Annotated in this window: 18 protein-coding genes; 10 read left to right on the top strand and 8 right to left on the bottom strand. The window is 71.6% G+C overall.

All coding sequences use genetic code 11. The features are described 5' to 3' along the window. Positions 1 to 76: 76 nt before the first annotated feature. Entirely contained in the window at positions 77 to 1264 is a 1188-nt protein-coding gene (locus tag ABD932_RS20425; protein ID WP_345014784.1) for a cytochrome P450, read from the bottom strand. Next, positions 1254 to 2018, bottom strand: coding sequence for a cyclodityrosine synthase (locus ABD932_RS20420; RefSeq protein ID WP_345014782.1), 765 nt, complete (start codon positions 2016 to 2018; stop codon positions 1254 to 1256). Before ABD932_RS20420 ends, ABD932_RS20425 begins: the two co-directional genes overlap by 11 nt. A gap of 277 nt (positions 2019 to 2295) precedes the next feature. Here ABD932_RS20420 and ABD932_RS20415 point away from each other — a divergent pair, with 277 nt between their 5' ends. From ABD932_RS20415 to ABD932_RS20400, 4 genes are all read left to right on the top strand, one after another. Next, a complete protein-coding gene (locus ABD932_RS20415; RefSeq protein ID WP_345014780.1) occupies positions 2296 to 3573 on the top strand; it encodes an aspartate kinase in 1278 nt (425 codons plus the stop codon). Further along, positions 3573 to 4637: an aspartate-semialdehyde dehydrogenase gene (locus ABD932_RS20410; RefSeq protein WP_345014778.1), complete on the top strand. Its 1065-nt coding sequence runs from the start codon at positions 3573 to 3575 to the stop codon at positions 4635 to 4637. The genes ABD932_RS20415 and ABD932_RS20410 overlap by 1 nt, the downstream gene beginning before the upstream one ends. A gap of 400 nt (positions 4638 to 5037) precedes the next feature. Further along, positions 5038 to 5721 (top strand): SigE family RNA polymerase sigma factor, encoded by a 684-nt coding sequence (locus ABD932_RS20405; protein ID WP_345014776.1) that lies wholly within the window; start codon positions 5038 to 5040, stop codon positions 5719 to 5721. Positions 5722 to 5870: 149 nt separating this feature from the next. Continuing rightward, positions 5871 to 6902: a hypothetical protein gene (locus ABD932_RS20400; RefSeq protein WP_345014774.1), complete on the top strand. Its 1032-nt coding sequence runs from the start codon at positions 5871 to 5873 to the stop codon at positions 6900 to 6902. A gap of 151 nt (positions 6903 to 7053) precedes the next feature. Here the strand turns inward: ABD932_RS20400 and ABD932_RS20395 are convergent, their stop codons facing one another. Continuing rightward, the gene (locus tag ABD932_RS20395; protein WP_345014772.1) at positions 7054 to 7863 is read right to left on the bottom strand and encodes an SURF1 family protein; all 810 of its coding nucleotides are present in this window, start codon (positions 7861 to 7863) and stop codon (positions 7054 to 7056) included. Between the two features lie 223 nt (positions 7864 to 8086). On the opposite strand from ABD932_RS20395, the gene ABD932_RS20390 reads away from it, so the two are divergent. Continuing rightward, positions 8087 to 9931 carry a S9 family peptidase gene (locus ABD932_RS20390; RefSeq protein WP_345014770.1) on the top strand — a complete coding sequence of 615 codons (1845 nt, stop codon included), beginning with the start codon at positions 8087 to 8089 and terminating at the stop codon, positions 9929 to 9931. 287 nt (positions 9932 to 10218) lie between these two features. Here the strand turns inward: ABD932_RS20390 and ABD932_RS20385 are convergent, their stop codons facing one another. Further along, positions 10219 to 12141, bottom strand: coding sequence for an NAD-binding protein (locus ABD932_RS20385; protein WP_345014768.1), 1923 nt, complete (start codon positions 12139 to 12141; stop codon positions 10219 to 10221). Positions 12142 to 12323: 182 nt separating this feature from the next. Here ABD932_RS20385 and ABD932_RS20380 point away from each other — a divergent pair, with 182 nt between their 5' ends. Together ABD932_RS20380 and ABD932_RS20375 are read left to right on the top strand one after the other, a co-directional pair. After that, a complete protein-coding gene (locus tag ABD932_RS20380) occupies positions 12324 to 13382 on the top strand; it encodes a permease (protein WP_345014766.1) in 1059 nt (352 codons plus the stop codon). Beyond that, positions 13379 to 14122: a TIGR03943 family putative permease subunit gene (locus ABD932_RS20375; RefSeq protein WP_345015391.1), complete on the top strand. Its 744-nt coding sequence runs from the start codon at positions 13379 to 13381 to the stop codon at positions 14120 to 14122. The genes ABD932_RS20380 and ABD932_RS20375 overlap by 4 nt, the downstream gene beginning before the upstream one ends. On the opposite strand, the gene ABD932_RS20370 is transcribed toward ABD932_RS20375, so the two are convergent. After that, on the bottom strand, positions 14123 to 14215 hold the full coding sequence (locus tag ABD932_RS20370) for a WD40 repeat domain-containing protein (protein ID WP_345015390.1): 93 nt from the start codon (positions 14213 to 14215) through the stop codon (positions 14123 to 14125). It abuts the gene before it with no gap. Here ABD932_RS20370 and ABD932_RS20365 point away from each other — a divergent pair. From ABD932_RS20365 to ABD932_RS20355, 3 genes are all read left to right on the top strand, one after another. After that, a complete protein-coding gene (locus ABD932_RS20365) occupies positions 14210 to 14428 on the top strand; it encodes a hypothetical protein (RefSeq protein WP_345015413.1) in 219 nt (72 codons plus the stop codon). The two genes, ABD932_RS20370 and ABD932_RS20365, sit on opposite strands and share 6 nt — an antisense overlap. Positions 14429 to 14554: 126 nt before the next feature. Continuing rightward, positions 14555 to 15769, top strand: coding sequence for an amidohydrolase family protein (locus ABD932_RS20360; RefSeq protein WP_345014764.1), 1215 nt, complete (start codon positions 14555 to 14557; stop codon positions 15767 to 15769). A 96-nt stretch (positions 15770 to 15865) separates the two neighbouring features. After that, entirely contained in the window at positions 15866 to 16054 is a 189-nt protein-coding gene (locus tag ABD932_RS20355) for a ferredoxin (protein WP_345014762.1), read from the top strand. Between the two features lie 28 nt (positions 16055 to 16082). Here the strand turns inward: ABD932_RS20355 and ABD932_RS20350 are convergent, their stop codons facing one another. From ABD932_RS20350 to ABD932_RS20340, 3 genes are all read right to left on the bottom strand, one after another. After that, positions 16083 to 16841, bottom strand: coding sequence for a glycosyltransferase family 2 protein (locus tag ABD932_RS20350; RefSeq protein ID WP_345014760.1), 759 nt, complete (start codon positions 16839 to 16841; stop codon positions 16083 to 16085). A gap of 271 nt (positions 16842 to 17112) precedes the next feature. Continuing rightward, positions 17113 to 21237, bottom strand: coding sequence for an nSTAND1 domain-containing NTPase (locus tag ABD932_RS20345; RefSeq protein ID WP_345014758.1), 4125 nt, complete (start codon positions 21235 to 21237; stop codon positions 17113 to 17115). Between the two features lie 570 nt (positions 21238 to 21807). Continuing rightward, a complete protein-coding gene (locus ABD932_RS20340) occupies positions 21808 to 23253 on the bottom strand; it encodes an FG-GAP-like repeat-containing protein (protein ID WP_345014756.1) in 1446 nt (481 codons plus the stop codon). Between the last annotated feature and the right edge of the window lie 64 nt (positions 23254 to 23317).

The raw sequence follows: 23317 nt of genomic DNA, 5'->3' as shown, positions 1-23317 counted from the left end.
AAAGACGACTGGTCGCCGAGCCGCCGGGCGATCACGGGGCGATCAAGAGGCGATCAAGAGGCGGACAAAGCGGCTGTTACCACATTGCGGGGAGCCGCTCGGGGATCCGTTTCATGAACCCGGTCCGCCACACCAGCTGCTCGATCGGCACCGCGAGCCGCAGCCCCGGCATCCGCTCCAGCAGGACCTCCAGCGCGATCTCGGCGTGCTTGCGGCCGAGCGCGGTGGCGGGGCAGTAGTGGCGGCCGCCGCCGAAGGAGAGGTGGGCGGTGGCGTTCTCGCGGCCGAGGTCGACTGTGTGGGGGTCGGCGAAGGCGTCCGGGTCGAAGTTCGCGCCCTCGACGAGGACCAGGACGAGGTCGCCCGCCTCCACCTCCACGTCTCCGAGCGTCACGTCCTGCGTCGCCAGCCGCGGCAGACCGTCCCCGATGGAGAGGTTGATGCGCAGGAGCTCGTCCACGGCGGCCGGTATCTTCCCGGGGTCCGCGACCAGATCGGCCTGGAGGTCCGGGTGCTGGATCAGTGACACCAGCGCCATGGCCAGGAAGCCCGACGTGGAGATGACACCCGCGCCGAACATCGTCACCCCGACGGTCGCGAGCATCTCGTCGGTGAGATGGGCGTAGTCGGGGTCGGCGCGCAGGGCGGCGAGCTCGGCCATCAGACCGGTCGTCGCCGGATCGTCGAGCCGCTCGGCCATGTACGCGATGTCCCGGTCCCAGTTCAGCCGGGCGCCCGCGACCGGGCAGGCCGAGTTCATGAACGCGATGTCCAGACTCCGCATCAGCCGGGGCGCGTCCGCCTGCGGGATGCCGAGGATGCGGCAGTGCATGCCCGCCGAGTAGGGGTCGGCGAAGCCGGCGCGCAGGTCGGCCGGGGCGCCCTCGCCGATCAGCCCGTCGACGAGCTCGGCGGCGTAGGCCCGCATCCACTCCACCAGACCGGGGCTCTTCGGGTTGAGTGCCTTCAGTACGGCCTTGCGCAGCCCGGCGCCGGTGATGTTCCCCATGTTGTTGACGACCTCGGGCGGGATCGTCAGCGCGTACTGGCGGGGGACGCCGGGGGCCGACGTGTCCTTGAGGCTGAAGCGCGGGTCCTCGAGGACCTGCTTGCAGAGGTCGTACGACGACACGAGCCAGGCCTCGTCGCCGGCGATGGTACGGACCCGGCGCACGGGGGTCTTGGTGCGCAACTCCTCGACCTCGTCCGGGAGTTGGTCGCCGCGCCAGGAGAACGGGAAGTCGATGAGGTCGTCAGTGAGCATCGGTGGTCCCCTCGGCCGGTGTGACGATGGCGTGTCCCTGGTTGCGGGAGGCGCGCAGGCCGGCGCCCCGGGCGTAGAGGAGCTCGGCCATCGGCAGGAGCTGGTGGTAGCAGTTGAGCGAGGAGGGGACGCCGAGGATGGCGGGGGTGTCCAGGAAGAGCGGGGCCTCGGCGCAGACGTAGTCCAGGCAGACCTCGCGCTGCGCCTCGGTGACCTGCCCCTCCTTGCCGGCCAGGAAGGAGTCGACGAGCTTCTCGCAGGTCGTGCGGAACTCGTCGTCGGTGGCGAGCCGCGCCCTCAGGCGGTCGTGGATCTCGCGGTACGCCGTGTTGCCGCGGAATTCGGACATGGCGTGGGCGTGCAGGCGGGCGCCGCCGGGGTCGAGGGCCTGGACGGCGCCGAGGACCTTGGCCCGTACGCCGCGCAGGTTCTTCACCGCCTTGCGGCGCGCGTCGTCGGGCGGATAGCCGGACGCCGCGTACATCTCGGCCACGTACAGGTCCGTGTAGACGAAGTCCACCCGCTCGAACAGGGCGAGGCCCCAGCGGGCGAGGTCGTGCACCCGCCGGGCGGAGAAGTAGCTGTTGCCGGGGGAGACGCCGATGACGGCGTGGTCGCCGGCGGTGCGGATGACTTCGCAGTGCGGGGTGAAGGGCTGGATCTCGAAGAGGTCGGCCGCAGGGCCGGTTCGGATGTCGGCCGCGGTGTCGGCCCGGGTGACGTGCTGGATCTCTGAAGCGGTCGCAGTCGTCAAAGGAGGAGAGTCCTTCGCGTCGCGAGTCCCGATGGGGCCTTGTGCCCCTGGTGTAGCGACGACGACGCGAAGTTAGCGGGCGACTACGGAGAGCGTCAATGGGCTTCTGGCGGCCCGCACCCACCCGTAGTGACCTGCCCCACTTTCCGGAGTGCCCCGCTCCCCGCCGGGCAGGCACCACCCCGGAGCGTCGGATCTCACCATCTGGGAACCCCAAGGTCGTTTTCGGACGCTCGGTAAACTGAGCCGACACACACGGACTGAGCGAGGAGCGCACGTGGGCCTTGTCGTGCAGAAGTACGGAGGCTCCTCCGTAGCCGATGCCGAGGGCATCAAGCGCGTCGCCAAGCGAATCGTCGAAGCGAAGAAGAACGGCCACCAGGTGGTCGTCGTCGTTTCCGCGATGGGCGACACGACGGACGAGCTGATCGATCTCGCCGAGCAGGTATCTCCGATGCCGGCTGGGCGTGAGTTCGACATGCTGCTGACCGCCGGGGAGCGTATCTCCATGGCACTGCTGGCCATGGCGATCAAAAACCTGGGCCACGAGGCCCAGTCCTTCACCGGCAGCCAGGCCGGCGTCATCACCGACTCGGTCCACAACAAAGCCCGGATCATCGATGTCACGCCGGGCCGGATCCGTGACTCGGTGGACGCGGGCAACATCGCCATCGTCGCCGGATTCCAGGGCGTCAGCGCGGACAAGAAGGACATCACCACGCTGGGCCGCGGCGGGTCCGACACGACCGCCGTCGCGCTCGCGGCCGCGCTGGACGCCGAGGTGTGCGAGATCTACACCGACGTCGACGGCGTGTTCACCGCCGACCCGCGCGTGGTGAAGAAGGCGAAGAAGATCGACTGGATCTCCTTCGAGGACATGCTGGAGCTGGCCGCGTCCGGCTCGAAGGTGCTGCTCCACCGCTGTGTGGAGTACGCCCGCCGCTACAACATCCCGATCCACGTGCGGTCGTCCTTCAGCGGACTTCAGGGCACGTGGGTCAGCAGTGAGCCGATCAATCAAGGGGACAAGCCGGTGGAGCAGGCCATCATCTCCGGTGTCGCGCACGACACCTCCGAGGCCAAGATCACGGTCGTCGGCGTGCCGGACAAGCCGGGCGAGGCCGCCGCGATCTTCCGTACGATCTCCGACGCCGAGATCAACATCGACATGATCGTGCAGAACGTGTCCGCCGCCTCCACGGGGCTGACGGACATCTCCTTCACGCTCCCCAAGGCCGAGGGCCGCAAGGCCATCGACGCCCTGGAGAAGAACAAGCACGGCATCGGCTTCGACTCGCTGCGCTACGACGACCAGATCGGGAAGATCTCGCTGGTCGGCGCGGGGATGAAGACCAACCCGGGCGTGACGGCCGACTTCTTCACCGCCCTGTCCGACGCCGGCGTGAACATCGAGCTGATCTCCACCTCCGAGATCCGCATCTCGGTCGTCACCCGCGCCGACGACGTCAACGAGGCCGTCCGCGCCGTGCACACGGCGTTCGGGCTCGACTCCGACAGCGACGAGGCCGTCGTGTACGGAGGCACGGGACGCTGATGGCGGGGACGGGCTCCCGCCGGCCGACGCTCGCGGTCGTGGGGGCGACCGGAGCCGTCGGCTCGGTCATGCTCCAGATCCTGTCCCAGCGCGCGGACGTCTGGGGTGAGATCCGTCTGATCGCCTCGCCGCGCTCGGCCGGCCGCAAGCTGGCCGTGCGCGGCGAGGAGGTCGAGGTGGTGGCGCTCACCGAGGAGGCCTTCGCCGGGGTCGACATCGCGATGTTCGACGTCCCCGACGAGGTGTCCGCCCGCTGGGCGCCGATCGCCGCCGCCAAGGGCGCGGTGGTGGTGGACAACTCGGGTGCCTTCCGGATGAACCCGGAGGTGCCCCTCGTCGTCCCCGAGGTCAATCCGCACGCCGTACGGATGCGGCCGCGCGGAATCGTCGCCAACCCCAACTGCACGACCCTCTCCATGATCGTGGCGCTGGGCGCGCTGCACGCCGAGTTCGGGCTGCGCGGGCTGGTGGTGTCGTCCTACCAGGCGGTGAGCGGGGCCGGGCGGGCCGGTGTGGAGACGCTCCGGCAGCAGCTGTCCCTCGTCGCCGGTACGGAACTGGGGACCACCCCGGGTGACGTACGGCGGGCCGTCGGAGACAACACCGGGCCGTTCCCGGAGCCGGTCGCGCTGAACGTCGTGCCGTGGGCCGGGTCGCTGCGCGAGGACGGCTGGTCGTCGGAGGAGATGAAGGTGCGGGACGAGTCCCGCAAGATCCTCGGGCTGCCGAAGCTGCCGGTCGCGGTGACCTGTGTGCGGGTGCCGGTGCTGACCGGGCACTCGCTGACCGTGCACGCCCGCTTCGAGGGCGAGGTCACCGTCGCCAAGGCGCGCGAGATCCTGGCCACCGCACCGGGGGTCGTGCTCTTCGACGACCCGGGGGCAGGGGAGTTCCCGACGCCCGCCGACGTGGTGGGCACGGATCCGACCTGGGTCGGCCGGGTGCGGCGCGCGCTCGACGATCCGACGGCGCTCGAACTCTTCGTCTGCGGGGACAACCTGCGCAAGGGCGCGGCGCTCAACACCGCCCAGATCGCGGAGCTCGTGGCGGCGGAGTTTGTGTGAGGCGCCGGTGGCGCCGGAAATCTCCCGGGCCTCGGATGAATCGTTTGTAGGATCTATGTGAAGAGTGTGAGCTGATCGATGGTCCGGACCACTTGATCCGGACCTCGGTGGCAGCAGAAGATTTTCCTCCCCGCCTTGCAACCGCTTGCAGGGCGGGGAGCGTCTTTGCGGTCGCCCTTATGGGCGTGGAGACGCGTTTTTTCTGGCGTGGGGACGCCGAACGGGCAGGACGTGGGGACGTTCTGCTCATATAAGACATAAGGGAAGAGCGGGTAGGCATGTGGGCGTTTGACGCACGGTCAGCTGTGCTGCCTGGCGCAAGAGGGTCGGTTGCGGGGACTGTCGCAAAAGTGACGTCCGGCACGTACAACCCTCGCGGGGGGACGCGTGTCCAACTGGCGTGGCAGAGGTACTCGACTTCAGTGCGGCGACCCGCGGTACGGCCCTACGGCCGCCCCGCCGGCCCGTCCGACCCCGCATGCCCGGTGCGTCCGGCGGCATGCCGGTGATCGCGCCCATGCCCGCAGCGCGGCCCGCCCGCATTCCCAGTCAGCGCGACGGCGCCGACCACGCCGAGGACGCCGCGGCGGCCGGTACGACCGTCGACCACCTCACCGAGACCTACCGGGCGCACTACCGCTCGCTGCTGGGTCTCGCGGCGCTCCTCCTCGACGACACCGCCTCCTGCGAGGACGTCGTCCAGGAGGCGTTCATCCGCGTCCACTCCGCGCGCAAGCGCGTCCGGGACCCGGAGAAGACGCTGGCGTACCTCCGCCAGACCGTCGTCAACCTGTCCCGCTCCGCCCTGCGCCGCCGCATACTCGGCCTGAAGCTGCTGTCGAAGCCGATGCCCGACATGGCGAGCGCGGAGGAGGGGGCGTACGACCAGCTCGAGCGCGACTCGCTGATCCGGGCCATGAAGGGCCTGCAGCGCCGGCAGCGCGAGGTGCTGGTCCTGCGGTACTTCGCGGACATGACCGAGGCCCAGGTCGCCGAGACGCTCGGCATCTCGCTGGGCTCGGTGAAGGCGTACGGCTCGCGCGGCATCGCGGCGCTGCGGGTCGCCATGGAGGCGCCGGCATGAGCGAGGACAAGGACGGGCGGCATGCTCCGCGCATCCCCCACCAGCCCTCCGCGGGTCTCCCCACGCCTTTCGGGGCGCGGGGGAGGCACGGTCCGGCCGGGGGGCCGGACAAGCAAGAGCCGAAGCAATCGCACGCTGGGAACGGAACTGTGAACCACGGCCCCGACGACCAGGGCCCCCACGGGCTCGACTCGGACGAGCTGGCGCTGCGCCGCATGCTGCAGCATGCGGTCGAGGAGATCGAGCCGCGCGACGGCACGCTGGACCATCTGCGGCGGGCGGTGCCCGCGCGGCGGGCGCGCAAGCGGCAGGCGCTCGTCGGCGTGGCGGCCGCGTGCCTCTTCGTCGGCACCGCGGTCCCGGCTCTGGTGCACGTCTCCAACGTCACCGACTCCAGCGTCAACTCGTCGAACGCCGGCCACGGTGAGCAGGCGCAGGGCGGGGCCGGTCAGGGTGAGGTGGCGGAGGGCGGCGAGAACACCTCCGGCGGCTCCTCCGGCAAGACCCAGGACGAGGGCAAGGGCAGCGAGAAGGACGAGGACAAGGACACCGGCACCGGTCCCGGTACCGGCTCCGGAAGCCCTGATAACCCCCTGGCGACCAGCCCGGTCGGCGTCGCCGCGTGTACCGCCGACCAGCTCGGCGTGGCGAATCAGACCGCCGACGTCCCCGACCTGTCCGGCACGGTGTACGGCACCTTCCGCTTCAGCAACATCTCCACCGCCGACTGCACGGTGAACGGCCCGGGCACGCTGGGCTTCACGACGAGTGGAGCGGCGGACGCCACGAAGATCAGCTCGCTCCGGCACGTCGCCGGCGACGCGGCGGCCGGTCTGCCCGACCCGTCCCAGGAACTCACCGGCCTCGTCCTCAAGCCGGGTGACGCGTACGACGTGAAGTTCGCCTGGGTCCCCTCGGAGACGTGCCCCACGACGAGCGACCCCTCACCCGACCCCACACCCGACCCGACCCCGACCGAGAACACCACCGGCGCCACGGAGGGCACCTCCACGGGCGGCGACACCGGCACCTCCACCCAGCTCATGACGGCGGAGACCACGGCCGACGGCAGCGTCACGATCACCAACACGACGGAGGCGGGTGCGCCGACGGCGATGGTGGTGGTGTCCAACGCGTGCGCGGGGACCATTTACTGGACGGGTGTGCTGGCGGGGGCGTAGCGCGCCGCACAGGGGCTCGGGCCGTGTCGATTCGCGGCTCCGCCGCCCGTCGGCGCGGCCGGCCGTGACCAGCCGCGACCAGCTACGACAGTGCCACGGACAACCACGACCGATGGCGGTACCACCAGTCGTGGCTCCGCCAGTGGAGCGCCTACGCGTTCGCCCGCTCCTGCGGCTGCCCCTCGACCCCGTCGGCCTCGCCCTCCGGCACAAGCCCCAGCTCCGCGTCCCGGACGAACTCCACCTCGCGGCGCAGCAGCCGGAACCACATGAAGACCACGAAGCCCGCGAAGACGAACCACTCGCCGGTGTAGCCGAGGTTCTGGAACGCCTTCAGGTCGAGGCCGGTGTCGTTGGCGGCGGCCACCGGCACAGGCTTCATACCGGAGTCGCCCTTGTTGAGGGTGACCCAGGCGTCGTAGACGTCGTACGACACCAGGTTCACCAGTGACGCCGCGCTGATCGCCGCCGTCTGGCCGGTCGGCAGCCCGCCCTGCGAGGGCACGCCGTTCTCGCCCGGCACCTCGGACGCCTGGAGCGCGCCGGTGACCGTGACCTCGCCGCGGGGTGCGGCGGGGGCCTGGGCCCGGCCGGGGTCGCCCGGCAGCCAGCCCCGCACGACCGGCAGGGCCTTGCCGTCGTCGGTGTGCAGCAGCGTCAGGACGTAGTAGCCCCGCTTGCCGTCCAGCTCCCGGTCCGGCACGAGCAGCTGCTCGCCGTACCGTCCGGCGGCGGTGACCTGCCGGCCCACCGTCGCCTTGTCCACGGGCAGCAGCTCGGCGAGCGGACGGGCCGCCTCCTGCTTGTTCTCCGCGGCCTGCTCACCGGCGCTGCGATGGTCCTCCACCCGCGACTCGAACCGGCCCAGCTGCCACGACCCCATGAACACGCAGAAGGGGATGGCGAGCAGCACGAAGACGTTGATCCCCCACCAACGGGGCGTCAGCAGAAACCGGTACACGTCCTCAACGGTACGGTGCGCCCGCGCGGCGCCGGGCCGCGGGGTCAGTACCGCTCGACGAGGTGTTCCCGGCCGGAAGGGGGTTCGTGACCATCGGTCCTTGCTCATGTCAGCCCGTCCGGCGGTCGAGGACGGTGGGGCGGACGAGTGCAGGGACGAGAAGTTATCCACAGGCTGGGGACCTCGGCCGCACATTGTCGGCCGGGCCAGGCACTATGGGGCCATGACTGAGAGCCACGGGTCCGATTCGCGGGATCACCACATGCAGGACAAGGACATGCCGGACTGGGAGAAGCGCTTCCGGGCGCCCCGGGTGTCGCTGCCCGACTGGGCTGAGGACGCCCCGGACCGCTCGTTGTTCGTGTCGAACGCCACGGGGACGTACGAGCTGTACGCCTGGGACCGGTCGACGGGTGAGCAGCGCCAGGTGACCGACCGGCCGAACGGCACGACGGACGGCGTGCTCACCCCGGACGGCGCGTGGATCTGGTGGTTCGACGACAAGGACGGCGACGAGTTCGGCGTCTGGCGCCGCCAGCGGTTCGACGGCGGCGAGGACGAACTCGCGGCGCCGGGCCTGGACCCGTCCTACCCCGCCGGCCTCGCCCTCGGCCGCGACGGCCGTACCGCGATCGTGGGCCGCTCCACGGACGAGGACGGTACGACGATCCATCTGGCCCGCACCGGCGAGCCCCCGACGGAGATCTACCGCCACCGCGAGTCCGCGGGCGTCGGCGACCTCTCGCACGACGGCAGGCTGATCGCCATCGAGCACACCGAGCACGGCGACGCGATGCACTCGGCGCTGCGTGTCCTGCGCCCCGACGGCACGGCGGTCGCCGAGCTCGACGACACCAAGGGCGGCGCCGAGGAGCTGGGCCTGGAGGTCCTGGGCTTCGCCCCGGTCGACGGTGACCCGCGCCTGCTCATCGGCCACCAGAGGCGCGGCCGCTGGGAGCCGCTGGTGTGGGACGTGGCGACGGGGGAGGAGACGGACCTCGCGCTGGAGCTGCCCGGTGATGTGAGCGCGGAGTGGTATCCCGACGGGACCGGTCTGCTGATCGCGCACAGCTTCGAGGCGCGCAGCGAGCTGTTCCGCTACGACCTGGCCCGGCGTGAACTGGTGCGGATCCCGACCCCGGCGGGTTCGGTGTCCGGGGCGACGGCCCGGCCGGACGGCAGCGTGGAGTACCTGTGGTCGTCGGCGGCGGAGCCGTCGGCGGTGCGGTCGACGACGGGACAGGTCGTGCTGGACCCGCCCGGCATGAAGTCCCCCGGCTCGGTCCCGGTGGAGGACGTGTGGGTGGAGGGCCCGGGCGGCCGCATCCACGCGCTGGTGCAGCGACCTGCTGGGACCGAGGGCCCCCTCCCCACGGTGTTCGACATCCACGGCGGCCCGACCTGGCACGACAGCGACGCGTTCGCGGCGGGCCCGGCGGCCTGGGTGGACCACGGCTACGCGGTCGTACGGGTCAACTACCGCGGCTCGACGGGCTACGGCCGCGCCTGGACGGACGCGCTCAAGCACCGGGTCGGACTGATCGAGCTGGAGGACATCGCGGCGGTCCGGGAATGGGCGGTGACATCCGGCCTGGCAGACCCGTCCCGCATCGTCCTGACCGGCGGTTCGTGGGGCGGCTACCTCACCCTCCTCGGCCTCGGCACCCAGCCGGACGCGTGGACGGTGGGCATCGCGGCGGTCCCGGTCGCCGACTACGTCACCGCGTACCACGACGAGATGGAGTCCCTGAAGGCCCTCGACCGCACCCTCCTCGGCGGCACACCCGAGGAGGTACCGGAGCGCTTCGAGGCATCGTCCCCGCTGACCTACGTCGACCGGGTGCAGGCCCCGGTCTACATCTCGGCCGGCGTGAACGACCCACGCTGCCCGATCCGCCAGATCGACAACTACGTGAAGCGGTTGGAGGCCCGGAGCGCGGTCCACGAGGTGTACCGCTACGACGCCGGGCACGGCTCGCTGGTGGTGGACGAGCGGATCAAGCAGGTGCGGCTGGAACTGGACTTCGCGGAGCGGCACTTGAAGCATTCCAGCGCGTCCGGCGTTTGAGGACGAGAACGCACCGTCCTGGGCCCCCACCCACCCGTGGGGGACTCCGTCCCCAGCCCCCACCCACCCGCAGGGGGCGTGATCTGGACGGGGGCCACATCTCGGCGCCGGACCAGGCATTTCAGCCCGTCCGGCGTTTGAGGACGAGGCCCGTTCAGGGCCGAAGCGGGGGTCTGGGGGCGGCAGCCCCCAGAGAGGGCCCCGGGGTCGAAGGGGCGGAGCCCCTGGAGGACGGGACGGGTAGGGGCGGCGGGGGCGAGAGAACCCGGCGTCGCAGGGGCGGAGCCCTACGCCCCCGCCCGCTCCCGCGACCGCCTCCCCAGCAGCTCGGCCAACCCCCTCCGCGTGGCAGCCAGCACCACCCGGTCGTCCTTCTGGAGGACGTAGGAGTCGGGCAGGTCCCACACCCACCCCGACACGTCACCCGCCCGCGCAGCGTCCTCGTACGCCTCCTCGGCCGCCGGTTCCTCCCGGCGATCGTCCCGGCGTTCCTCCCGCGGAGTCCGGTCCAGGGCCAGCACCCGCCAGGCACCCGCCCGGAAGGCCTGGCCGACGGTCTTGTCCTCAAGCTGTGGATGACCGGCCACATCCACCTCCGCGAACAGCAGCACCCGCCGCTCGACAGGAATCGCCCCCAGGATCTGCCGCCCCATCATCGCCCCGGCGAACGCGGGCGCGGCCAGATGGGAAACGCTCCGGCTGCGCGTGGACGCGTGCGGGTGCGCGGCACGCAGGGTGCGGTACACGGCGGTGGCGAAGTCGTCGTCGTACAGGCGCAGGACCACCCGGAGGTCGGGGCGGACGGAGCGGGCGTACAGGGCCGCTTCGAGGTTCGTCGTGTCCGCGCTGGTCACCGCGAGCAGCGCATGCGCCCGATGGATCTTGGCCGCCTCCAGGACGCCCTCCTGGGTGACGTCCCCGAGCACCACCGGCACGCGCAGCCGCCGCGCCGTCGCCATCCCGCGCGCCTCGGGGTCGGCCTCGACGCACACCACGGGAATGTGCAGTTCCCGCAGCCGGGTCAGCACCCGGGTGCCGATCTTGCCCAGCCCGAGCAGCACCACATGGCTGCCCAGCCCACGCGGCGGTTTGCGCAGGGCCGAGGTGGAACGGAACGTGCCCAGCGCCTCCAGCACGGCCGCCAGCAGCACCGGAAGCAACAGCAGTCCCATCAGCCCGGACAGGAGTTGGAGGATCTGGCGGGCCATGGACTGGTGCAGCGCGGGTTCGTTGATGGCGAAGAGGTCGAGGAGGGTCATGTAGGTCGCGTACAGCGGGTGTTCGCCGGTGACCACCGTCAGCGCCACGGCGAGCGCCGCCACACACCCCACCAGTCCCGCCAGCGACCATCTCAACCGCCGCGAGAACAGGGAACCGAACGACGGTACGACCCCTCTGCCGGACGGCAGCGACGGTCCCGCGTACGACACCTGCTCCAGGACGACCCGCCCTCGCCCTGTGGCCTCCTGCACCTGCGCCGCGTCCGGCAGGAGCAGCGGACCGTGCTCCCCGTTACCGTCCGAACCGTCCGCTCCGGCCGGGTCGTTGCTGGACAGCACGGCCAGCGTGGCCAGCCCGGAAGGCGGGGCCTGCCCCGGCGGTAGCGGCGGGCGCTCCACCGCGCGCAGCAGCAGGCCGTTCGTCTGGACGACCTTGGTGGTGCCGGCGACGGCGGTGGCGGCCAGCGCGGGGGCGGCCGTATCGGCGTCGGACAGCACGGTCGTGGAGGCGTCGAGGCCGGCGTCGCCGATGCCCGTGGCCAACGCGGCGGCCTGGTCGAGGAGTTCCTCGATGTGCTGGCCCAACCGGCGGTTGTACAGGCGCAGGACGAGCCGGAGGCGGGGGTTGAGACGGCGGGCGGTGAGGGCGGCGCGGATGTTGGTCTCGTCGTCGTCATAGACGAGGGCGAGCGCGGCGGCCCGTTCCACGCCCGCCTCGGCGAGCTTCTCCTCGGTGGCCTCGGCGGCCTCCACCACCCGGATGCTCCCGGCCGGTTCGCCGCCACCGCCGGCTACGCCGCCCGCCCGGTTGACGGCCGCGTTCACCATCCGGTCGAACAACGCCGCCGACGCGGCCCGGGCCCGGCCCACGACCGGCGGCCGCACCGTCCGTTCGGAGGGCGGCACGACGAGCGTGACCTGTTCGCCGTACACCCCACGCAACTCGGCGGCCAGCCGATGCGCCAGCCCGTCGTCGCCGCACACCACCATGTGCGTGGCGGTGTCACTCGCTAAGCCCTGATTCGGAACGGTCCCCACAAGGGGAAAGAGTGCCTCAATGTTGCGGGTGGTTCCAGAAGCGATCAGTGGAACCCTGAACGCCCGCGCCCCTCCGCCCGTACTGAAGGGGAGGGAAACCAGCGCCCTTCCGCACCACCGGAGGTACCTCGCCCGTGGCGATCACCAAAGCGGTCCCGCAGGGGACCCAGGACCACGACGCCCACGAGGATCGCCACGATCGCGGTGCCCGCCGGACGCCGAGGGAACGGGCGGCAGAGGAAGGCAGGCACCTCAACTCCCCCCTCCTCCTCACCATGCTCATGCTCGTGCTGGTGCTCCTCCAGAGCCCGATCCGCCGCGCCCTCTCCGCACCGGTGATGCAGAGCTGGACGACGGTGTTCGTCGCGGTGATGGTGCAGGCGCTGCCCTTCCTGGTCCTCGGCGTACTGCTCTCGGCGGCCATCGCGGTGTTCGTCCCGCCGTCCTTCTTCGCCCGCGCCCTGCCCCGCCGTCCCGCCCTCGCCGTCCCGGTCGCCGGAGCGGCGGGCGCGGTGCTGCCCGGCTGCGAGTGCGCGTCCGTGCCGGTGGCCGGGGCGCTGGTCCGACGGGGCGTCACCCCGGCCGCGGCCCTCGCCTTCCTGCTGTCCGCCCCGGCGATCAACCCGATCGTGCTGACGGCGACGGCGGTCGCCTTCCCCGGCAACCCGGAGATGGTGGCGGCCCGCCTGGTCGCGAGCCTGATCGTGGCCTGTGCGATGGGCTGGCTGTGGCTGCGTCTGGGCCGTACCGACTGGCTGAAGCCGCCGTCCCGTCCGTCCCACGACGCCCAGAGCAAGGGCGAGGCCTTCTGGGGCTCGGTCCGGCACGACGTGATGCACGCGGGCGGCTTCCTGGTGGTCGGCGCGATGGCGGCGGCGACCCTCAAGGCGGTGGCCCCGGAGAGCTGGCTGCGCGCGGCGGCCGACAACCCGGTGCTGGCGGTCCTCGCCCTCGCGGTCCTCGCCGTGGTGCTGTCGATCTGCTCGGAGGCGGACGCGTTCGTGGCGGCGTCGCTGTCGCAGTTCTCGCTCACGGCCCGGCTCACCTTCCTCGTCGTGGGCCCGATGATCGACCTGAAGCTCTTCGCGATGCAGGCGGGCACTTTCGGCCGCGCCTTCGCCCTGCGCTTCGCACCGGCCACCTTCGCGCTGGCCGTGACCGTGTCGGTGCTGACCGGATGGGTGATCCTGTGAACCGCCAGGCCCAGTCGGCCGTCCTGTTCCTGCTCGGCGCGTCCCTGCTGCACGCGGGCACCACCGACCTCTACCTGCGCTACGTCAAGCAGGGCCTGCGCCCGCTGGTGCTGGTGGCCGGGGCGGTACTGATCGCGGCGGCGGTGGCGACCGTCTGGTACGAGCGCAAGCGGGCCCGGCGACAGAAGCACCACGAGGACGAGGAAACCCGCACGGACGAGCCCCACACTCACCACGAACCCCGCATCTCCTGGCTCCTCGTCCTCCCCCTCCTCGCCCTGATCCTGGTCGCCCCACCCGCCCTCGGCTCCTACAGCGCCACCCGCACCGGCACCGCCCTGCAGGAACCCCTCGCCTACCCCGCCCTCCCGGCCGCCGACCCCCTGCCCCTCAGCGTCGTCGACTACGCGGGCCGCGCCGTCTACGACCACGGCCGCACCCTGCACGACCGCCGCGTCCGGCTCACCGGCTTCCTGGCCCTCGACCCCGACGGCACCCCCTACCTCGTCCGCATGACCCTCAACTGCTGCGCCGCCGACGCCCAGCCGGTCAAGGTCGCCCTGACCGGCCAGGTCCCCCCGGTCCTCCAGCCGGACACCTGGCTCCAGGTCACCGGCACCTACACCCCGCGCCGCACCGAGGACCCGGTCAACGGCGGCCCGATCCCGTACCTCGAGGTCACGGAGGCGACGCCGGTGGCGGCGCCGAAGGATCCGTACGACGAGAGCTGGAACACGTGATCAGGACGGTCGGCCGTCCCAGATGCGTACAGTGCCGTCGGCGCCGCCTGAGGCGAGCCACCTGCCGTCCCGGCTGAAGTCCAGGGAGTGCACGGAGTCGTTGTGGCCGGTGAGGAGGCGCTCCTTCCGCGGACAGCCTGTTCCGCGAGTGCGCCAGAGCCGGACGCCACCGCGGATCAGATCGTCGTGCTCGACGGCACGGCACGGCACGACGACCGGCTGTTCCCGGACCGGATCCAGGAGGAGACGGGCAACCGGACCGGACGGCAGAGCCGGGCCGGCGGTTTCCCAACAGCCCCAGCGTGAACAGGACCGCCACTCGACGGCCACCTGGCCGCTCCGTGACGCCTCCCCTTGTGGCCCGAGGGCATACGCCATAACGTGAATCTGACGACTCGTCAGATTACCCGTGGGGTAGTGAGAGGTGACGGCATGGTCAGCAGGGACGGCGACACGAGAGAACTCCCCAAAGTCATCAGCGTGGACGACCACGTGATCGAGCCCGCCCACCTCTTCGAGACCTGGCTCCCGGCCAAGTACCGGGACCGGGGCCCCAAGCCCCTCACCGCCGGGATCGGCGAGCTCGAGTACATCGGCGGGAAGTACCGGTTCACCACCGACCCGGACGGCCAGATCACCGACTGGTGGGAGTACGAGGGCGACCTCTTCCCGTACAAGCGGATCATCGCGGCCGTCGGCTTCTCCCGGGACGAGATGACCCTCGACGGCATCACGCGCGAGCAGATGCGGCGCGGCTGCTGGGACCCCAAGGCCCGGCTCGCGGACATGGACATCAACCATGTCGAGGCCTCGCTCTGCTTCCCGACCTTCCCGCGGTTCTGCGGCCAGACCTTCGCGGAGGCCAAGGACAAGGAGGTCGGGCTGGCCTGTGTGCGGGCCTACAACGACTGGATGGTGGAGGAGTGGTGCGGCGACAGCGGCGGCCGGCTGATCCCGCTCTGCCTGATCCCGCTGTGGGACATCGACCTCGCCGTCGCGGAGATCCACCGCAACGCGGCACGCGGGGTGCGTGCGGTGACGTTCAGCGAGATCCCGACGTATCTCGGGCTGCCGTCCATCCACTGCGGCTACTGGGACCCGTTCTTCGCGGCCTGCGAGGAGACCGGCACGGTCGTCAACATGCACATCGGCAGCAGCTCCCAGATGCCGGCCGCCTCCCCGGACGCCCCACCCGCCGTCCAGGCGTCCCTGTCCTTCAACAACGCCATGGCGTCGATGATGGACTTCCTCTTCTCCGGGGTCCTGGTGAAGTTCCCGCGGCTCAAACTCGCGTACAGCGAGGGCCAGATGGGCTGGATCCCGTACGCCCTGGAGCGCGCGGACGACGTCTGGGAGGAGCACCGGGCCTGGGGCGGCGTGAAGGACCTGATCCCGGAGCCGCCGTCGACGTACTACTACCGCCAGATCTTCTGCTGCTTCTTCCGGGACAAGCACGGCATCGAGGCGATCGAGACGGTCGGCGTCGACAACGCGACCTTCGAGACGGACTATCCGCACGTCGACTCGACCTGGCCGGAGACGAAGCGGGTGGCCGAGGAGCATGTCGGCGGGCTCCCCGCCGAGGTGGCCTACAAGCTGCTGCGCGGAAACGCGATCCGGATGCTCGAACTCCCCTTTGATCAGTAGGACTTGGCGGAAGGGCGCCGAGGATTAAGGGGGCTCACCGGCTGGGCAGTCCAGTCATGAAGGTTCATGGCGGGAGTGCGTACGACGGGAGCGCGGATGAAGGTCTCCATCGACCCGAACCTCTGTTACGGCTCTGGCGAGTGCGTGCACCGCGCCCCGTCGGTCTTCGAGTTCGTGGACGAGTACGGCGTCGTGCGATCGGGGCGGGCGGACAGCGGGGACGATCCGCGGGTCCAGGAGGCGGCCGAGAAGTGCCCGTCCCAGGCCATCCTCCTCACCGAGTAGCGTCATCGACCGGGCGGGTACCGCCACGTCATCGACCGGTCGGATACCGCCAGCCGAACGTACCCAGCGCCCGCGCCCTGGCCTCCACCACCGCCATGCGCGCCGCCCGCTCCGCCGGGTCCACGTGGGTTGGCTGACCCGTCATCTGGCCGTCCCACTTCCGGTAGAGCAGCCCCACGTCCGCCGAGAACCAGCCCCGGCTCACGGAGTTGAGCGCGAGCAGCAGGCCGGTGTCCTCCGACGCCGGCAGCGCCATCCAGCCGCCGAGGCCGAGCAGCAGGTCGCGGCGTACGCAGAGGGTCGCCGGGTGGACCTGGGCGCGGAAGTCGTGCGCCCTCCAGTAGTCGAGCACGGCGCCCGGCTCGATCGGCCCGTCGTCGGGGTCGTCCGGGAAACCGGCCGTCGAGCCGTCCGGCAGCAGGTCCAGGACGCGCGAGGTCGTCCAGCCGACCGAGCCGTCGGCCTCCAGGGCGGCCACGTCACGGGCCAGCGTCCCCGGCGTCAGCCGGTCGTCGGCGTCCAGGATCTTCACGTACTCGCCCTCGGCGTGCGCGAGTGCGATGGTGCGGGCCACGCCGGGGCCCCCCGGTCGGCCCTGGCGGAAAGTCACGCGGGGGTCGGCGGGGACGTGCCGGCGGACCTCGTCCGTCCTGCCGTCCTCCTGGATCACCCAGTGCCATTCCCAGCCCGCCGGCAGCTCCTGTGCGTCCAGCGAGGCGTGGGCCTGAGGCAGGAACGCCGCCGACGGGCCGTGCACAGCGGTGACGACGATGACGCGTCGGGTCATCGCGGCGCTCACCACCTTTCCGGCTGCGGACATGCAAAGGCCCGATCGCTGGCGACGGGGGATGCACCAGCGATCGGGCTGTCCCCAACAGTAACAAGGCTGCCTGTCCGGCGGGAGTCGACTGATCCGCTACATGGAGGGGTTGTGACGGGGATCACGGAAACCGCTGTCCGGCGAACCCTCGTCATGTCACATGCGTTTCTGCTCCATCACTGAGCGCACGGACGTGCTCCACGCGGCGCACGGACTTGCTCCCACGCGGCGCACGGACCTACTTCGCGCACGGCGGCTCGTACGACAACCGAGGCAGATATTCGTCCCACTTGTCCCGCGTCAGCACGCCCTGCGTGGTCGAGCAGACGCGGCGGATCGCCTGGTCCACGTCCAGGTTCCACAGCCGTACGGTGTCGGTGCCGCTGGAGACGCCGAGCATGTGGCTCGTCGGGCTGAACGACAGGAAGTTGCCCGTCTTGGCGTTGGGGCTCATCGCCTGGCCGATGGCAGAGGCGTCGGACGGCACGGAGACGTTCCACAGCCGGACCGTGTTGTCGTTGCCGCCGCTGGCCAGATAGCGCCCGCCCTTGCTGAACGTCAGGGACACGACCGCCTCGGTGTGGCCGGTGAGGGGCGAGCCCAGCGAGGCCGCCTCGCCCGGGTCGGTGACGTCCCACAGCCGCACGGTGTCGTCGTCGCTGCCGCTGGCCAGCGTATGGCCGTCGGGGCTGTACTCGAGCGCGTTGACCGGCCCGGTGTGCCCGGTGAGCGGCGCGCCGAACAGGCTGGGCCGGCGGGGGTCGGTCACCTTCCACAGACGGATCGTGCTGTCCGCGCTGCCGCTGGCCAGCGTGCGGCCGTCCGGGCTGAAGGCGAGGGAGTTGATGTAGCCGGTGTGTCCGGTGACCGGCGTGCCGAGCGGCACGACATGGCCGGGGTCGCTGACGTCCCACAGCCGGATGGTGCGGTCGTCGTAGGCGGTGGCCAGGATGCGCCCGTCCGGGCTGTACGCCAGCGCGTCGGGGCCCATGAACCGCGTGCGCAGGGTCAGGGGGGACCCCAGGGAGACCGGCCGGGCCGGGTCGCCGACGTCCCACAGATGCACCGCCCGACTGCCGGTCAGCACCGCGAGGGTGCGCCCGTCGGGGGAGAACACCAGGGAGCGCTGGCCGCCGTCGCCGGGCATGAAGGGCTTGTTCAGCAGCACGGGCCGGGCGGGCCGGGCCACGTTCCACAGCCGGACGCTGCCGTCGCGCGCGGCGGTGGCGAGCACCCGCCCGTCCGGCCGGAACGCCCCGCCGCGGCCGATCATGTCCGCCGTCGGGATCGACCACAGGCGGACCTTGCTGTCGCCGCTGCCGGTGGCGAGCGTACGGCCGTCGGGGCTGAACCCGAGCGCGTACATCTCCCCGCTGGCGCCCGCGAGCGGCTCGCCGACCTGGGAGGGATACGCCGGGTCGGTGACGTTCCACAGGCTCGCGGTGCTGTCCGCGCTGGCGGCGGCGAGCATGGTGCCGGCCGGGTTGAAGGCCAGCGACCAGATGGGGCCGGTGTGCCCGGTGAGCGGTGCGCCGAGCTGGGTGCCGTGGCGCGGGTCGGAGACGTCCCAGAGCCGGATGGTGTCGTCCGCGCTGCCGCTGGCCAGGGTGCGGCCGTCCGGGCTGAAAGCGACGGAGTGCACCAGGTCGGTGTGCCCGGTCAGCGTGGAAAGCGCCTTCGGGCGGCCCGGTTCGGCCACGTCCCACAGCCGGATCCGGTCGTCGTCGCCCCCGGCCGCGAGCGTGCGGCCGTCCGGGCTGAACGCCACGGACCGCACGGCGGCGTCGGCACCGGTCAGCGTGGCGAGCGCCGCGGGCCGCGCCGGGTCGGCCACGTCCCACAGCCGTACGGTGCGGTCCTCGCTGACGGAGGCGAGCGTACGGCCGTCCGGGCTGAAGGCGACCAGGTAGATCGTGCCCTCGTGGCCGGTCAGGGGCGCACCGAGCGGACGCGGCCGGCTCGGGTCGCGTACGTCCCACAGCCGGATCGTGCCGTCGTCCGCGGCGCTGGCCAGGGTTCGGCCGTCCGGGCTGAAGACCGCGCTGCTCACCCAGCTCTCGTGCCCGGTCAGGGGCTTGCCCAGGGGCTCGGGCCGGGTCCTGTCGGAGACGTCCCACAGGCGTACCGTCCGGTCGTAGCTGGCCGTGGCCAGGAGCCGTCCGTTCGGGCTGAAGGTGGTGAGGTAGACGGCACCGGTGTGGCCGCGCAGCGGTGTGGCCAGCGGGGCGTTCACGATCGAGATCAGCCGGCTGCTCGTGTCCTCGTCGTCCGGCCGCAGCCGGTGTGCGACCAGATCGAGCTGGGCGGACAGCGACGGGTCCGTGTACTGGAAGCGGTCGGCCTCGGCGAGTACCTGTGCGAACACGGCGTCGTCCCGCTGCTGCCAGGCGACCACCGCCGAGCCGACGGCCAGCATCGCCAGCGCGACCAGCGCCGCGACCGCGCCCCGCATGATCCACACCGTGCGCCTGCGCAGCCGGACCGAGGCGGCCAGGAACTCCACCGCGCTCCGGGTCAGGAAGGTGTCCCCGGCGGACCGGGCCCAGCTGTGGGCCTGCCCCAGCCGGGAGCCCCGGTACAACAGGGAGGAATCCCTGTCGGACTCCTCCCAGGCCCGGCCGTCCTCCTCCAGTCGCTGGCGCAGCAGATTGCCCTGCCGGTCGTCGTCGATCCACTCCCGCAGCCGTGGCCAGGCATGGAGCAGCGCCTCGTGCGTGATCTCCACGGTCTCCGCGTCCAGCGTCACCAGCCGGGCCTGGACCAGCGCCTCCAGCGACTCCTCGGTCTTGCCCGGATCCGTCGACTCCGCCGCCAGCTGCCGCCGGGTCCCGCGCCGCCGGGTCGCCTGGGTGTCCTCGCCGAGCCGGACCAGCCGGAGCAGCAGCAGCCGTGCGGCGGTACGTGCGGCCGGATCGAGGCCGGACCAGGCACGCTCGGCGGTGGCGGCCACGGCACCCTGGATCCCGCCGGCCGCCCGGTACCCGGCCAGCGTCAGCCGCCCCGCCTTGCGCCGCTGCCAGGTGGCGAGCAGCGCGTGCGAGAGCAGCGGCAACACCCCCGCGTGATGCGTCCCACGCGGCCCGTCCGCACTCACCTCCCGCACGATCAGCTCCGCCAGCCCCGGCTCCAACTCCAGCCCCACGGCCTTGGCGGGCCCGGTCACGGCCTCCCGCAACTCCGAGGTCGTGAGCGGTCCGAGCACCATGTGCCGGTGCTGCAGCGCGTCGGCCACCTCGGGGTGGGCCAGGCACTGCTCGTAGAAGTCGGCACGGATGCCGAGGACGACGAGCACGGGGGCAGAGTCGTCCGCTTCGGCGGGCGTACAGGCGGCGTGGAGGACCTGGACGAAGGTACGACGGTCCGCCTCGTCGGGGCAGAGGGTGAAGGTCTCCTCGAACTGGTCGACGATGAGAACGGCAGGAGCAGCCGAGGAGGCCTCGCGCTTGGCCCAGGTGCGCACGGCGGCGCGGGTGGCCTGCACGAAGTCGGCGGAGAGCTCGGTTCCGCCGCCGTCCTCGGCGCCGTCCGGGCGGCCGGGGCCGGCCAGGTCCGCCGAGGGGCGTGCGGCTGAGGGTTGCGCGGCTAAGGGTTGTGTGGCTGAGCAGTGTGCGGAGGAGGGCGCTTCCCCCTGGCCGTCGGGCCGGCGGTCGCGCGCTGCCGAGGAGCCGACGACGTCCGCGAGTTCCGGTATACGGCGGACCAGTTCGGCGAGCGGATCATTGCCCGGCACGAGCTGCACGACGGTGCTCGCCGGGCCGCCCTCACCGCTCAGGGCGCCGTTGCGGAGGGCGGGCACCAGACCGGCGTTCAACAGGGAGGACTTCCCGGCCCCGGAGGCGCCGACGAGCATGACCAGACCGCCGCCGGTCTTCTCCACGGTGCGCAACTGGGCGACCAGGGCGTCCGTACTCCGCTCCCGGCCGAAGAACCAGTCGGCGTCCTGCTGCCGGTACGAGGCCAGTCCCCGATACGGACACACCGCGGCGGAAACGGCAGGGGCCTCGACCGGAGCCTGCTCCTCCTCTTCCCCGGAGGTCGCCCGCTCCCACAGCCGCTGCCACTGGCCCAGGTCGTACAGTCCGGCGGACACGGGGGTGGGGCGGGCGCGCCGCGCCTGGGGAATCAGGACATGGAGTACGGCCACCAGTGCGGCGAACTGCGCGGGCACGTTCTTGGCCCGCCGCCAGTCGCTGATCCGCTGAGCGGACACCCGTACGGGCCGCCCTCGCTCGTCCACCCGCTGCAGCCGGACGACCGCCTCGGCCACACTCTTGAGCGGAGGGTTGCCGGCCTCCTTGTACAGCAGCGCGAGCCGTTCCGCGAAGGCCGTGCGTGCCCCGGAGTCGAAACTCAAAGCCTCCACGCCTCACTTCCGCCGTGCCTGGTCATCCGGACCGGAAAACTCACTTTATACGGCTGACCTGCGGTTAAGACGTCCTCCGGAGACCGGAACCTCCTCCTTGGCACGCTCGAATGGCAGGATCACGACGCAAGTGCACAGCTCTCGCGCGTCGCCCGGACAGGCCACCAGCCCAGAGGCCGGAGAGACCACTCATGGCGCCGCATGTTCTCGGTCACTTTCCACTCGGCCTCGATCGACACCCACTCGGTCCTCACCCACTCGATCCTCACTGACCCGCCACCCGACGCCCACGGCCGGTCACTCTGCGGATCGACACGACTCCGCCGTCCGGCACCGGTCCCCACGAGGGGAGGGACCGGTGTCGGACGACGCGGTTCCGTGAGCGTGGGGCAGGCGCCCACGGGGCAGCCGTGGGATGGGCGCGCACGAGGCAGCCGTGGGACGGGCGCCCACAACGCAGCCGAACGCATCAGGCCCGGTCTCCGTCTCCGAAGACCGGGCCTGATGCGTGGTGACTGCGTGGTGACTGCGTTGTGACCGACTGCCGGGGGTGCGGTGCGGTGCGGGAGCTCAGGAGCCCAGCAGGGTCGTGCCGAACCTCGGGGAGCCCGAGAGGGAGATTCCCACGGACTTGGGGCCGAAGCTCACCGCGCCGGTGGCGCTGACGCCCGTGGACGAGCCGCGCAGCACCCACACGGCGCCGTCGGACGTGTTCTCGCCGCCCGCACCGACGGCCAGGTCGGCTCGGCGGTCCTTGTTGAAATCGGAGATGTGAACGGCGCCGCCGAAGCAGTCCGACGACTCGTTGGAGCCCGGGACGCCGGGGGTGTCCTGGCTGATGGTCTGAGCGCCGGACGTGGTCAGGCCGGAGGCCCCGCCGCGCAGCACCACGACGTTGCCGGTGTGCGTGGCCGAGCCGATGGACTCGAAGACGACGCCGACGGCAAGATCCGGGTAGCCGTCTCCGGTGATGTCGCCGGCGGCCACCGAATCACCGAAGCTGTCGTTCGACTCGTCGGCCCCCGGCACGCCCTCGGTGTCCTGGTGGAACTGGCGGTCACGTGCGGTGTCGATGCCCTGCGCGGCGCCGTAGTGCACGGTGACGTAGCTGTCGGCGGGGGACGGATCGAGGATGTCGGGTTGGTCGTTGCCGACGACAAGGTCGTCGTGGCCGTCGCGGTCGAAGTCGGCCACGGTGGCGGACGTGCCGTCGGCCACCTCGGTCTGCAGCAGCGTGGGGCCGCCGGAAGAGCCCCGGTACACCAGGTTGCCCTGGGCGGACAGCACCACCAGGTCGGACACCTGGTCGTTGTCGAAGTCTCCCGCGGCCAGCTGGTGGGCGCCGTTGGGGTACGTCCCGGACTTGATCCGGGCGTCGAAACGCAGCTTGCCGGCCGCGCCCGAGGACTTGCTGAAGCCACCCTTGAAGATCCACACGTCCGTGCCGGTCGAGCCGACCGCCAGATCGGTCTTTCCGTCGCCGGTGAAGTCGCCGACCGCGAGGGACTGGCCGAAGAGGTCGTGGCCGGAGGCGTTCGGGTCGCTGACCGCGGTGCCGCCGGAGAGGCCGGAGGAACTGCCCCACAGCACGGTCACCGCGCCACCGTCGGCGTCACCACCGACGTCCTCGAAGGGCGTGCCCACGACGAGATCGCCGTAGCCGTCGCCGTTGAGGTCGCCGTACGCCAGCTCGGCGCCGAAGTTGTCGGACGCCTCCGCGTCGCCCGGCACACCGGAGGAGTTCTGGGTGACGGTCTTGTGCCGCGAGCCGCTGATGCCGCTGGACGACCCGTAGTTGACCGCCACGGCACCCGCCTTGGCCGCGCCACCGACGACGGCGTCCGGGGCGACGGTCGCCAGATCACGGTAGCCGTCCCCGTTGAAGTCGTCGGCGAGCCCCGAAGGTGCAGCGCTCGCGCCACCGGGCAGCACGACGAGCAGACCGACGGCCAGCGCGGCCGCACTGGCGGTGGCGCCGAGGACGAGGGGGCGCCGGGAGCGCTTGTGGCGCGACATGGGTTCCTTTCGCCAGAGGTGCGAAGCGGGTGAGCCCGGTCCGGTTCGGCACGCCGGGTGCGCG

The organism is Streptomyces shaanxiensis (assembly GCF_039537145.1).
GTDB classification, from domain to species: Bacteria; Actinomycetota; Actinomycetes; order Streptomycetales; family Streptomycetaceae; genus Streptomyces; species Streptomyces shaanxiensis.
The sequence above is the reverse complement of the archived record's forward strand: the minus strand, read 5'-3'. Positions and strand labels throughout refer to the sequence as shown.